This window comes from Rhodococcus sp. FW305-130, from assembly GCF_058788335.1.
Genome location: NZ_JBYTAP010000002.1, coordinates 142,943 through 155,033, shown reverse-complemented (window position 1 = coordinate 155,033; position 12,091 = coordinate 142,943). Strand labels below are relative to the sequence as shown.

General features: G+C 63.2%; 13 protein-coding genes and 1 riboswitch. Of the genes, 7 read left to right on the top strand and 6 right to left on the bottom strand.

The features are described from left to right. Window positions 1-11 precede the first annotated feature (11 nt). Complete coding sequence (locus tag AC3WQS_RS06820) at window positions 12-1,220, bottom strand: MFS transporter (RefSeq protein WP_492712148.1); 1,209 nt, start codon at window positions 1,218-1,220, stop codon at window positions 12-14. Window positions 1,221-1,349: 129 nt separating this feature from the next. Next, a complete protein-coding gene (locus AC3WQS_RS06815) occupies window positions 1,350-2,573 on the bottom strand; it encodes an NADP-dependent isocitrate dehydrogenase (protein WP_019747659.1) in 1,224 nt (407 codons plus the stop codon). A 305-nt stretch (window positions 2,574-2,878) separates the two neighbouring features. Beyond that, a riboswitch (SAM riboswitch) is annotated at window positions 2,879-3,019 on the top strand. 143 nt (window positions 3,020-3,162) lie between these two features. Here AC3WQS_RS06815 and AC3WQS_RS06810 point away from each other — a divergent pair. The 4 genes from AC3WQS_RS06810 to AC3WQS_RS06795 all read left to right on the top strand — a co-directional run bounded on the left by AC3WQS_RS06810 (window position 3,163) and on the right by AC3WQS_RS06795 (window position 8,144). Continuing rightward, window positions 3,163-4,488, top strand: a complete 1,326-nt coding sequence (locus tag AC3WQS_RS06810; RefSeq protein WP_279218271.1) for a bifunctional o-acetylhomoserine/o-acetylserine sulfhydrylase — start codon at window positions 3,163-3,165, stop codon at window positions 4,486-4,488. Next, the gene (gene metX, locus AC3WQS_RS06805) at window positions 4,485-5,621 is read left to right on the top strand and encodes a homoserine O-acetyltransferase MetX (protein ID WP_492712149.1); all 1,137 of its coding nucleotides are present in this window, start codon (window positions 4,485-4,487) and stop codon (window positions 5,619-5,621) included. Before AC3WQS_RS06810 ends, metX begins: the two co-directional genes overlap by 4 nt. Before the next feature lie 118 nt (window positions 5,622-5,739). Beyond that, window positions 5,740-7,569, top strand: a complete 1,830-nt coding sequence (locus AC3WQS_RS06800) for a DEAD/DEAH box helicase (RefSeq protein ID WP_492712151.1) — start codon at window positions 5,740-5,742, stop codon at window positions 7,567-7,569. Next, a complete protein-coding gene (locus AC3WQS_RS06795; protein ID WP_020969123.1) occupies window positions 7,569-8,144 on the top strand; it encodes an SWIM zinc finger family protein in 576 nt (191 codons plus the stop codon). The genes AC3WQS_RS06800 and AC3WQS_RS06795 overlap by 1 nt, the downstream gene beginning before the upstream one ends. Window positions 8,145-8,149: 5 nt before the next feature. On the opposite strand, the gene AC3WQS_RS06790 is transcribed toward AC3WQS_RS06795, so the two are convergent. Both AC3WQS_RS06790 and AC3WQS_RS06785 read right to left on the bottom strand, forming a co-directional pair. Continuing rightward, window positions 8,150-8,434, bottom strand: a complete 285-nt coding sequence (locus AC3WQS_RS06790) for a DUF3017 domain-containing protein (protein ID WP_003940740.1) — start codon at window positions 8,432-8,434, stop codon at window positions 8,150-8,152. Between the two features lie 5 nt (window positions 8,435-8,439). Next, window positions 8,440-9,297, bottom strand: coding sequence for a bifunctional methylenetetrahydrofolate dehydrogenase/methenyltetrahydrofolate cyclohydrolase (locus AC3WQS_RS06785; protein ID WP_007727401.1), 858 nt, complete (start codon window positions 9,295-9,297; stop codon window positions 8,440-8,442). A gap of 64 nt (window positions 9,298-9,361) precedes the next feature. Between AC3WQS_RS06785 and AC3WQS_RS06780 the strand changes: the two genes are divergently transcribed. Then, on the top strand, window positions 9,362-9,841 hold the full coding sequence (locus AC3WQS_RS06780) for a GNAT family N-acetyltransferase (RefSeq protein WP_019747653.1): 480 nt from the start codon (window positions 9,362-9,364) through the stop codon (window positions 9,839-9,841). 31 nt (window positions 9,842-9,872) lie between these two features. Next, complete coding sequence (locus AC3WQS_RS06775; RefSeq protein ID WP_047888596.1) at window positions 9,873-10,148, top strand: DUF1905 domain-containing protein; 276 nt, start codon at window positions 9,873-9,875, stop codon at window positions 10,146-10,148. Between the two features lie 6 nt (window positions 10,149-10,154). Here the strand turns inward: AC3WQS_RS06775 and AC3WQS_RS06770 are convergent, their stop codons facing one another. Continuing rightward, window positions 10,155-10,775, bottom strand: coding sequence for a pentapeptide repeat-containing protein (locus AC3WQS_RS06770; protein WP_003940770.1), 621 nt, complete (start codon window positions 10,773-10,775; stop codon window positions 10,155-10,157). Window positions 10,776-10,808: 33 nt separating this feature from the next. Beyond that, window positions 10,809-11,489: an excalibur calcium-binding domain-containing protein gene (locus AC3WQS_RS06765; RefSeq protein WP_308372262.1), complete on the bottom strand. Its 681-nt coding sequence runs from the start codon at window positions 11,487-11,489 to the stop codon at window positions 10,809-10,811. Window positions 11,490-11,625: 136 nt separating this feature from the next. Here AC3WQS_RS06765 and AC3WQS_RS06760 point away from each other — a divergent pair, with 136 nt between their 5' ends. Then, window positions 11,626-12,090: a tRNA (cytidine(34)-2'-O)-methyltransferase gene (locus AC3WQS_RS06760; protein ID WP_019747649.1), complete on the top strand. Its 465-nt coding sequence runs from the start codon at window positions 11,626-11,628 to the stop codon at window positions 12,088-12,090. The last annotated feature ends 1 nt before the right edge of the window (window position 12,091 follow it).

Below are 12,091 nucleotides of genomic sequence, written 5' to 3'. Positions count from 1 at the left end.
GGGCGCCCAGGTCAGCGCACGGCCCTACGCTGCAGAATCACCGCAACCGCCAGCACGACGAGACCCGCGACGGCCAGCAGCGACCCAACCGCTGCCGGTGCGGTGTACCCGTACCCGGCCGCGATGACGACGCCGCCGATCCACGCTCCGAAGGCATTGGCGATGTTCAGCGCGGCGTGATTGAGAGACGCAGCCAAGGTCTGAGCGTCCTCGGCGACATCCATCAATCGTGTTTGAAGGCCAGGAACCATCGAGGACCCGGCAAGCCCGATGAGGAAGACGAAGACAAGCGCCGTGTACGGATTTCGCACAGCGATCACGAAGACCGCGAGGATCACCACGAGGGATCCCATCGACAGGAACAAACCCTTCATCAGTGCGCGATCCGCGAGGTATCCACCGACGAAGTTGCCGGCCACCATGCCCAGTCCGTACAGCATGAGCGCCAGAGGAATGAACGAAGCACCGAGACCGGACACGTCGGTGAGCGTCGTACTGATGTAGGTGTAGACGGCAAACATCCCGCCGAATCCGACCATTCCCACGATCAGGGTCATCCACACCTGAACGCGGCCTAGCGCCCCGAGTTCGGTGATCGGATTCGTCACCGGCATATCGTCCAACCGCGGAATCCAGACGAACAGCGAAGCAACGGTTGCCACCCCGATCACGGCGACCAAGGCGAAGGCGCTGCGCCAGCCGAGTGCCTGGCCGATCCAGGCCGCGACCGGCACCCCGATCACATTGGCCACGGACAGACCCATCATCACCATCGCCACGGCCTTCGCGCGTTTACCTGGTTCGGCCAAATGAGCGGCGACCAGTGCGGCGACTCCGAAGTACGCGCCGTGCGGCAATCCAGCGACGAATCGAGCCATCATCAGCGTCGTGTACGAGGGCGCAAAGACCGAAGCGGCATTGCCGACGGTGAATGCGACCATGAGTGCGATCAACAGGGTGCGGCGCGGTACCCGTGCGGTGAGAGCAGCGATCAGCGGAGCACCGACGACAACCCCGAGCGCGTACGCCGAGATCACGTGACCAGCGATGGGTTCCGAGACGCCGAGCCCGGATGCCATTTCCGGGAGCAATCCCATGGCGACGAACTCGGTTGTGCCGATACCGAAACCGCCGAGGGCAAGAGCGAGCATCGCTGGACCTCTGGCGGAACGAACCCCGGGTGTCGAGGTGTCAGAACGGGAGAGGGTAGACGAAGTCACTGATCAATTGTGGTCTCACACCTGGTTGAACTTCCAAGTGAGAGCGGGTGAGTTCACTCACGTGAGACCGCGAACACAAATGGGACGCCCGGTTTCCCGGACGTCCCATCAGAAGGTGAAACAGTGAATCTACTTCGCGGCCATGGCCTTCTGCAGGTTCACGTCGAGTGCGCCGAGGAACTCCTCGGTGGTCAGGTAGCCCTGATCGCCGCCGACCAGCATCGAGAGGTCCTTGGTCATCTGGCCGCTTTCGACGGTCTTGATGACAACGTCTTCGAGCGCCTGCGCGAAGCCGATGACCTCAGGGGTGCTGTCGAGCTTGCCACGATGCTCGAGCCCGCGGGTCCACGCGAAGATGGACGCGATCGGGTTGGTCGAGGTGGGCTTGCCCTGCTGGTGCTGACGGTAGTGACGCGTCACGGTGCCGTGAGCAGCCTCTGCCTCACAGGTCCTTCCGTCCGGTGTCAGCAGAACCGACGTCATGAGGCCGAGCGAGCCGAAGCCCTGGGCCACGGTGTCGGACTGGACGTCGCCGTCGTAGTTCTTGCATGCCCAGACGTATCCACCCTCCCACTTGAGTGCGGAAGCGACCATGTCGTCGATGAGGCGGTGCTCGTAGGTCAGACCTGCGGCATCGAACTCAGCCTTGAACTCGGTCTCGTAGACGTGCTGGAAGATGTCCTTGAAGGCACCGTCGTACGCCTTGAGAATGGTGTTCTTGGTGGACAGGTACACCGGGTAGTTCTGCTGCAGTCCGTAGGTGAGCGACGCGCGAGCGAAGTCACGGATGGACGTGGTGAAGTTGTACTGCCCCTGGACGACGCCGCCCTCTTCGGGGAAGTTGACCAGTTCGTGCTCGATCGGTGCGCTGCCGTCCTCAGGCGTGTAGGTGATCATCACCTTGCCGGGGCCGGGGACCTTGAAGTCTGTGGCGCGGTACTGGTCGCCGAATGCGTGACGGCCGATGATGATCGGCTTGGTCCAGCCCGGAACGAGTCGCGGAACGTTGGAGATGATGATCGGTGCGCGGAAGATCGTGCCGCCGAGAATGTTGCGGATCGTTCCGTTCGGGGAACGCCACATCTTCTTGAGACCGAATTCCTCGACACGTGCCTCGTCCGGCGTAATCGTGGCGCATTTGACGCCGACGCCGTGCTTCTGGATCGCGTGCGCTGCGTCGATGGTGACCTGGTCGTCGGTCTCGTCGCGGTACTCGATACCGAGGTCGTAGTACTCGAGGTTCACATCGAGATACGGATGGATCAACTTGTCTTTGATGAACTGCCAGATAATGCGCGTCATCTCATCGCCGTCGAGTTCGACGACGGTGCCCTCAACCTTGATTTTGGACATGGGTGCTTCGCGTCCTCCTAGGAAGTTTCCCTGGTTACACGGTTGCGGTCACACTTTGTGAGTGGGTCCGCGAACGGTTCGATTATCAAACCTAGACGGTGTGGACTGATCTCGGGAGATGAGTCCCAAACAAGACAAGCGTACTGCTAACCCGTGAGGCCGCAACCGGCAGGTCCACCCATCGGTCTCTACTCGCGAGTAACTTTTGCCTGCTAGTGGGCTGCGTCGCTCTGTCTCGCGTGCGGTTGCGGCTCACAATTCGCCCCGCGTCAGGACTGCGCTCACTTCCCGGTAGAATCCGACTTGGTCATGAGTGCCAGCGTCAAGCCCCGGCTCGCTGGACGGCAACCCTCCAACCGCGGTGGGGTGCCCCGGGTGATGACCAGGTTTCCCGACGTGGATCTGCTCACGCAGTTCCACCGCAATTCGGGTGACAAGCGCGGGTCCGACAGGGACGGACCCCAGACCGGGCCGAGCCCCACGGAGGTAACTCAGTATGTGTCGCACTTGTAGATAGACCCCAGCACGGGGCGGCGATCCTTCGCCCCCGTCCGACATCTATCCGTCAGACCACTGGAGTGAACAAATCATGACCGACAACACAGCCGACGGCGCAGCAACTTCTGATCCGACCGCGAACTGGTCGTTCGAGACCAAGCAGGTGCACGCCGGGCAGACAGCGGACACCGCCACCAATGCGCGCGCTCTGCCGATCTACCAGACCACCAGCTACGTTTTCGACAGCACCGATCACGCTGCGGCACTGTTCGGCCTCGCCGAGCCTGGCAACATCTACACGCGGATCATGAATCCCACACAGGACGCCGTCGAGCAGCGCATCGCCGCCCTCGAAGGCGGAGTCGCCGCACTCCTCCTCTCCTCGGGTCAGGCTGCCGAAACCATCGCGATCCTCAACATTGCCGAAGCCGGCGACCACATCGTCTCGAGCCCGTACCTGTACGGCGGCACGTACAACCTCTTGCATTACACCCTTCGCAAGCTGGGCATCGAAGTCACCTTCGTCGAGGATCCCGACGATCTCGAGCAGTGGCGCGAAGCCATTCGCCCGAACACGAAGGCGTTCTACGGCGAGACGATCGCTAATCCCAAGAACCACATCCTCGACCTCCCCGGCATCTCGTCGCTGGCCCACGAGAACGGTCTTCCGTTGATCGTGGACAACACAGTCGCGACGCCGTACCTGCTCCGCCCACTCGAACACGGCGCCGACATCGTCGTTCACTCGGCCACCAAATACCTTGGCGGACACGGCACCGCGATCGCCGGCGTGATCGTCGACGGCGGCACCTTCGATTGGACGCAGGGTCGCCACACGAACTTCACGACGCCTGATCCCAGCTACCACGGCGTCACCTTCGCAGACCTCGGCGCGCCGGCGTTTGCACTCAAGGCGCGCGTCCAACTGCTGCGCGATCTCGGCTCCGCCGTGGCGCCGTTCAACGCGTTCCTCATCGCGCAGGGCATCGAAACCTTGAGCCTGCGCATCGAGCGTCACGTGTCCAATGCACAGAAGGTCGCCGAATTCCTCGACGGCCACGGCGAGGTGGCCTCCGTTTCCTACGCGGGACTCCCCTCCTCGCCATGGTTCGAACGCGGAAAGCAGCTGACGCCCAAGGGAACCGGCGCCATCGTCACCTTCGAGCTGCCCGGAGGTATCGATGCGGGCAAGACGTTCGTCAACGCTCTGACGCTGCACAGCCACGTCGCCAACATCGGCGACGTTCGCTCACTCGTCATCCACCCCGCCTCGACGACACACTCGCAGCTCACCCCCGAAGAGCAGCTCGCCTCCGGTGTCACACCCGGACTCGTTCGCCTCGCGGTCGGTATCGAAGGAATCGACGACATCGTCGCCGATATCACCGTCGGCCTGGCTGCGGTGGCAAACTCGTGACCGTGAACGAATTGGAGCCCAGGATCGACCTCCTTCCCCCGCCCGACGGCCAGGTGGGGTTCGTCGACATCGGCGCCCTGGAACTCGAGAGCGGCGCGGTACTCCCCTCGGTTTCGCTCGCCGTTCAGCGGTGGGGTGAGCTGTCCCCGAACCGCGACAACGTCGTACTCGTCGAGCACGCACTGACCGGAGACTCACACGTCACCGGACCGATCTCCGCAAATCAGCCCTCCCCCGGTTGGTGGAACGGGATGGTCGGCGCCGGCGAACCGATCGACACCGGCGAATGGTGCGTCATCGCAACCAATGTCCTCGGTGGTTGTCGCGGCACGACCGGTCCCAGTTCGCTGGCCGACGACGGCAAGCCGTGGGGCAGCAGGTTCCCGGAGATCTCCATCCGGGATCAGATCGCGGCGGAGAAGAAGCTCGTCGATCTCCTCGGGATAGACCAGTTGGCCTCGGTAGTCGGCGGATCCATGGGCGGCATGCGCACCCTCGAATGGGCAGTTACCTACCCGGACAGCATTCGCTCCGCGTTGGTTCTCGCAACCGGTTCACGGGCCACCGCAGATCAGATCGGCACCCAGACGACGCAGATCGCTGCCATCGTCTCCGATCCGGATTGGCAGGGCGGTGACTACCACGGAACGGGGCGGGTACCTCGCGCCGGACTCGGCATCGCCCGTCGCATCGCGCACCTGATGTACCGCACCGAGTCCGAACTGGATGCGCGCTTCGAGAACTCCGCTCAGAACGACGAAAATCCTTGGAACGGTGGACGATACGCCGTCCAGAGTTACCTGGAACATCAGGCAGACAAGCTGGTCGACCGCTTCGACCCGAGCACGTACGTCCTCCTGACCGAGGCCATGAACCGGCACGACATCGGTCGTGGACGCGGCGGCGTTGCAGCGGCGTTGGCATCGATCACGGCGCCGGTCGTCGTGGGCGGCGTGGACTCGGATCGGCTGTATCCCCTTCGTTTGCAGGAGGAGATCGCGGACGGCATTTCGACGTGCACTGGCCTCGAGATTCTCAAGTCCAGAGACGGCCATGACGGCTTCCTGACGGAGGCGGACGCTGTCGCCGGACTGCTTCGCCGAACGATGGAGTTCGCACGCACGGCCCGCTGATCCGGCACAGAGGCACAATTTCAGGATCCGTCAATGTCGGGAAAACCACAGCTGATCTGCAGGTTTTCCCGACATTTTCATTGGCGTCCCTGAGCCGGCGCGGCTAGCATCGGCGAACGTGAATCAGCCATGCTCGACGCGCCTGCAGGCTACGTACATTCCCGAGCACATGTCCTTCGCGTTCTGGGGTGACACAGATCCGGCAGCGCGTCTGTCGGCGCTGGGGATGCCGACGGGATCGCCGGGCATCTGCCAGCTGGCGATCCCGGTCGACGAGTCGATCACAGCGACCGATGTCGAAGCGCAACTGCTCGACCTCGCCACCGCGATCGACGCCTTGCACACCCTCGATGCGCGTCGCGACGACCTCGGACCGTCGTTGCTCGCATGGAAGCGCGTCATCGACACCGGCGCACATGACATTCCGACTGCAGCGCATGCCGCGATCGAGCGCGACGACACGAGAATCAGAAGCGCCCGGTCGACGGTGCAATTGTTCACGGAAGCGCGCGCGGCCATCGAGAGTCTTCGCCGAGCAAAGATTCAGGCGACATTGCGCCCGTATCAAGTGCACGGAGTTGCCTGGCTGACTGCACTGTCGGGTTCGGGCGGTGGAATCCTCGCCGACGAGATGGGTTTGGGCAAGACACTGCAAGCGATTTCGATGATCGCGATCCGCGCCGACGACGGTCCGCACCTGGTTGTGTGTCCCACCTCGGTGATAGGAAACTGGCGCCGCGAGATCGAGCGATTCGCTCCGCATCTGCCACTACACGTTCATCACGGGACTGCTCGCACACTTCCCACTCGTGTTCCTGCCGGCACCACGGTTCTGACCAGCTACAGCGTCTTGCGTTCCGACGCAGCACAATTGGCCCCGATCCATTGGAGTTCAGTGGTCTTCGACGAGGCACAACAGATCAAGAACCCCTCTTCGCTGGCAGCGAAAGCAGCAATGCAGTTGTCGGCCGACGTCAAGGTAGCGATGACCGGCACGCCGGTGGAGAACCGCCTCGAAGAATTGTGGTCGCTCTTTCGCGTCGCCAATCCCGAAGTCCTCGGAACTCGCGCACGGTTTCGTCAACGCTTTGCCGTACCGATCGAATCCGGTCGATCGGCCACCGCGGCGACCAGGCTTGCCGCGGTCATCGATCCGTTCATTCTGCGCAGAACCAAAGACACAGTGGCCAAGGATCTTCCGCCCAAGCAATTTTCCACCGTCTCGTGCACTCTGACGTCGGAACAGGCGCGCATCTATCGGTCTGCAGTTGCAGATGCTTTCGACACCGGTTTGGGTACGGGAATTGCCCGGCGCGGCAATATCCTTGCACTGCTGACCACCCTCAAGCAGGTATGCAATCATCCGGCGCAGGTCACCGGCGATACGGACGACCTCTACGGAAGATCCGGAAAGCTCGACCGCGCAACGGAAATGATCGCCGAGATCGTCGACGACGGCGATCGCGCGCTGATATTCACGCAGTACCGGACGATGGGCGAGATGCTCTCGCGGCACCTGGGCTCCGAGTTGGGAATCGGCGCAATCCCGTTCCTTCACGGCGGCCTGAACACCGACAAGCGCGACGCGATGGTCGACGCATTCCAGAACGACACGGATTCACCACCGGTTCTGATTCTGAGCTTGCGCGCCGCCGGCTTCGGCCTCAACCTCACGCGCGCAAGTCACGTCGTGCACTACGACCGGTGGTGGAACCCAGCCGTCGAGGATCAAGCAACCGACCGGGCACACCGCATCGGCCAGAAGCGCACCGTCAACGTCCACACCTTGGTGACGGGCGGTACCGTCGAGGATCACATCGCAGCGATGCATGAGTCCAAACGAGCTGTGGCCGATGCTGTTTCCGGGAACGTCGAGGCCGCCCTGGCCGATCTCCCTGACACCGAACTGCGTGAACTCCTCGAACTCGACGGCGCGGTGATCATCTGATGGCCAACGAATTCGGTGTCACCGCTTGGGGTCGAGCATGGCTGCGCACGGTGGAGCGGACTGCGGCATCCGGTCCGAACCCGTCCCTGCCGACGGCTCGTACCCTCGCACGCAACGGTTCCGTGGAGTTCACCGTGGTCTCATCGGGGACCGTCGTCGCGGAGGTGAGCACCAAAGCAAAAACCTCGTCGGTGACAATTTCTGTCCCGCTCTGGACCAAATCCGAAATCGCCGCAGTGAAGAGCCTTCTCCGTTCGGCGGGAAAGGCCAACAGATCCGTCTCCACCGGCGAACTGCCGGACAGCATCGTCACCGAACTGCAGGCTCGAAATATCGCAGTAGCCGTTGATCTTTCGGAGTGCACTGCCAGCTGCGACTGCTCAGGTCGACGCTCGCCGTGCGTTCACCATCTCGCCGCGATCTACGCCCTGGCCGGGCGAATCGACGAGGAACCTGCACTTGCGGTGACGCTGCGAAGTGCACCGGTCAAGGCTGGAAAGAAGTCGACATCCACAGATTCACCGGAGTGGATCCCCTTGAGTGATATCGACATTCGCTCGTTCTACGGGGACTGATCTTCTCAGTCGGTGCCGAGCGGATCGATGGTCAGGGCGAGCGTCGCGATCAACACACCCATCACACCCATCGCCGCAGTGTCGAAGACCCTTCCGCGCACCGCGAGCAACCCCACACGATTCTCGGGAACGAACCACCGAGCGGCAGCTCCGATGATGACGGCAACACCGAAGACGAGGGCGCCGCGACGCCACCGGTCGGCCAGCACGAGAACCACGGCCGCCGCGATCACGGCGAGGACCGCGAGCATGGGCAGATTCTTCTTCGCGAGGCCGACCAGTGAGGACATCGGACTCAGACTCCGGCCAGAACCCGCTCGGCGCGCTCGACCACGTTGGTGATCAGGAACGCGCGGGTCAGCGGTCCGACACCACCGGGATTGGGTGAGACGAAGCCGGCGACCTCGTTCACGTCGGCTGCCACGTCGCCGCGCAGGCCGTCGTCGGTGCGACTGACGCCGACGTCGAGGACCGCTGCTCCGGGCTTGACCATGTCTGCGGTGATGAGGCCGGGAACGCCGGCGGCAGCGACGATGATGTCGGCGCGGCGAACCTCGGCCGCGAGATCGCGGGTACCGGTGTGGCAGAGCGTGACCGTCGCGTTCTCGCTACGACGCGTCAGCAGCAATCCGATCGGACGACCGACCGTGACGCCGCGTCCGACAACCACCACGTGTGCACCGGCAATCGGGACCTCGTAGCGACGCAGAAGGTGGAGGATTCCACGTGGGGTGCACGGCAGCGGGGCTTCCTTGCCCAACACCAGTCGACCGAGGTTGACCGGATGCAAGCCGTCGGCATCCTTGTCGGGGTCGATACGCTCGAGGGCCGCGTTCTCGTCGAGGTGCTTGGGGAGCGGCAACTGCACGATGTAGCCGGTGCACTCGGGATTGGCATTGAGCTCGTCGATCGTCGCGTTGAGCTGTTCCTGCGTGATGTCGGCAGGCAGGTCGCGTCGCAAAGAATTGATACCGACCTTGGCGCAGTCGTTGTGCTTGCCGCGCACGTAAGCCGCGGATCCCGGGTCGTCGCCCACCAGGATGGTGCCCAAGCCGGGTGTGATGCCCTCTGCCTTCAGAGCGCTCACCCGCACCTTCAGGTCTTCGAAGATTTCGTCGCGGGTAGCTTTGCCGTCGAGGATCGTTGCAGTCACGGCGACCATTGTTCCAGGTTAGGGTCGATGAGTGACAACGGCTCCGGAACTACGCGGCCCGAGGGTGCTCCTCTCCCCCGTCGCGCCCGATCATCACGCCCGTCTGCGGGCAATTCACCTGCACCCGGACGTCGTGCAGTGGTGGCAAAATCCCGACGACGACTGGCCTGCAGCGCCGGAGGCCGGCACCACGCGCTACAGCATCTTCTACGGCGACCACCTGATCGGCTTCATCCAGTGGTATGAGGCGGAGGACAATCCCGACTTCCGCCACGCCGGGCTCGACTTGTTCCTCGATCCCGACTTTCACAGCCAAGGGTTCGGTCGCGAATCGATTCGGGTGCTGTGTGCCCACCTGATCGACGACCTCGCATTCCACCGTCTGGTCATCGACCCGGAAGTCGACAACTCCGTCGCCATCGCTTGCTACCGATCGGTGGGGTTCAAAGACGTCGGGGTGATGCGCGAGTACTCGCGAGATCGCCATGGTGTGTGGAAGGACGGACTGCTGATGGATCTGCTCGCACGGGAATTCATCCGCTGATCACAAGGTACGACCCGAAGGGACAGTCATCATGTTGCTGGACAAGGAATTCACGGCCACCTTGCAGAAGAGTGACGCCAAGGGTGGGTGGACCTACGTGATCTGGCCGGAGTCCGCCGAGTTCTTCGGCACCCGCGGCCTGGTCAAGGTACGCGGGACGATCGACGGACATCCGTTCCAGAGTTCGTTCATGGCGCTGGGAGACGGCAACCACAAGCTGCCGGTCAAAGCCGATCTTCGCAACGCCATCGGCAAGGAGACCGGCGAGATGGTGACAGTGCGCCTCGAGGAGCGCGTGGAGAGCTAGGCGCCTCTACTTCATGTCTACGACAAGACCGTGCGCCGACGCATAAGCCACCGCCTGCATCAACTCGATCTGCGCGTTTCCGACGGATGCGGACGTCCACAGGCTCGGATCGATCCGCGCGCCGCGCAGATCTGCACCTTCGAGTTTGAGTCCACCCGTACGAGCACCGGACAGATCCGCCGACGCCAGGACCGCGCCCCGCATGTCGGCCCGAACCAGGTTCGCTTCACGGAATCGGCATGAGGTGAAGTCGATCTTCCTCAGGTCCGCTCCACCGAGTGAGGTCAACGAGAAGTCGACTTCGTCGAGCGTCAACGGCCGGATACGGCAACCGTCGAACGTCGACCCGAGCAGACTGCAGTTTCGGAACGTGCTGTGCCACAGGCTGGTCCGAGCAAAATTGCAGGAGCGAAACGCCGTTCCCGTGTGCACGGACTCCCCCAGATCGGTGCCGGTGAAGTCACAATCCGTGAACACCACCGACTCCGTCGTGAGTCCGGTGAGGTCGGCGTCTCGAAAATTGCAATTGGTGAAAGTGCGCTGACGCCACTTCTGCCCGGCCAGCCGCGCGTCTGAATAGTCTTCGCCGACGACGTCGTCGGATTCTTCGGGGAGCATGCCGTCCATACTGCCCCGCCGCACCGACACCGCTTCGATCGCCTAGGTCTCGCAGGCCACGCCGTCACCGTCACGATCAAGCTTGGACGAATAGCCGGGATCGCCGCGGTAGATCGGGGCAGCACCAGCCGCTCGCACCGCTGAGCAGTTGGCGTAATACACCCCTGCATCAGGCACCTTTGCCGGCGGCGGAACGTACGCGGGTTCCGTTGTCTTCGGCGGGGTGTACGCCGGGGCGGGCGGAACGTACGGCGTAGTCGTGGTCTCCGGAACCTGCGGAACCAGCGGCACGATTGCCACGGTTGTCGTCGTTGGTGGCGGCACGATCGTTGTCGTCGTCGGCAAGAGGGACGACGTCGTGGTCTTCGTCGTCGACGGGACCGTGCTTTTGGTTGTCGTCGCCGCCGCTGTCGTAGAAGAGGTCACAGCAGGCGTCGTTGATTCTTCCGACTTGCCCGCGCCCGTCGCCGCGGCGATGGCAACCAGCCCCACGACTGCTGCGCCGGCGATCCACGGCCACTTACGCCGCGTCTTGCCTTCCTCGGCGTTTGCGTCCGGCACCGGCGATCCGGGAGCACCGAAGACCTGGGTGGGAGTGCCGAAGGCTTGAGTGGGTGCGTCGACGCCCTTGGGCCGTGTCTGTGCAGTCCACTGCTGACCGTCCCAGTAACGGTCGATCGTGGGGTCGAAGGGGTCGGGGTTCCAACCGGCGGGAGGGTTCATCAAAATGTCCGTTCTGCGAAGAGTGCCGGAAATAGATTCGCACGGACTGGCCGGTTTGTTACCAATTCGCCCACGCTTCCCGACCGGTCTCCTCACGGACGCGGGCACCGATACGACGCCCGGTACAGTTCCTCGAGTGTTCCGAGTGATGTTCCACGAGCCCCGCATCCCACCCAACACCGGAAACGCGATCCGCATGGTCGCAGGCACCGGTTGCGAACTCCACCTGGTCGGCCCACTCGGGTTCGACTTGTCGGAGCCGAAACTCAAGCGCGCAGGCTTGGATTACCACGATCTGGCGACTGTCACGGTCCACGAGAACCTTGCTGCGGCGTGGGAAGCCGTCACCCCCGCTCGCGTGTTCGCCTTCACCGCGCACGCGACCACGTCCTATGCCGATATCGCCTACCAACCCGGCGACGTCCTGCTGTTCGGGCCCGAGCCCACCGGACTGTCCGAAGAAGTATTGGCGGACGAACACATCACCGAGCGCCTGCGTATCCCGATGCTTCCCGGACGCCGGTCCCTCAACCTGTCCAACGCCGCCGCCCTCGTGACGTACGAGGCGTGGCGTCAGCACGGGTTCAAGGGCGCCGTCTGAT

Coding starts and splice junctions, on each gene's coding strand:
- AC3WQS_RS06815 (WP_019747659.1), bottom strand. CDS start 2,573: ATGTCCAAAATCAAGGTTGAGGGCACCGTCGTCGAACTCGACGGCGAT.
- AC3WQS_RS06810 (WP_279218271.1), top strand. CDS start 3,163: ATGACCGACAACACAGCCGACGGCGCAGCAACTTCTGATCCGACCGCG.
- AC3WQS_RS06795 (WP_020969123.1), top strand. CDS start 7,569: ATGGCCAACGAATTCGGTGTCACCGCTTGGGGTCGAGCATGGCTGCGC.
- AC3WQS_RS06790 (WP_003940740.1), bottom strand. CDS start 8,434: ATGTCCTCACTGGTCGGCCTCGCGAAGAAGAATCTGCCCATGCTCGCG.
- AC3WQS_RS06775 (WP_047888596.1), top strand. CDS start 9,873: ATGTTGCTGGACAAGGAATTCACGGCCACCTTGCAGAAGAGTGACGCC.
- AC3WQS_RS06770 (WP_003940770.1), bottom strand. CDS start 10,775: ATGGACGGCATGCTCCCCGAAGAATCCGACGACGTCGTCGGCGAAGAC.
- AC3WQS_RS06765 (WP_308372262.1), bottom strand. CDS start 11,489: ATGAACCCTCCCGCCGGTTGGAACCCCGACCCCTTCGACCCCACGATC.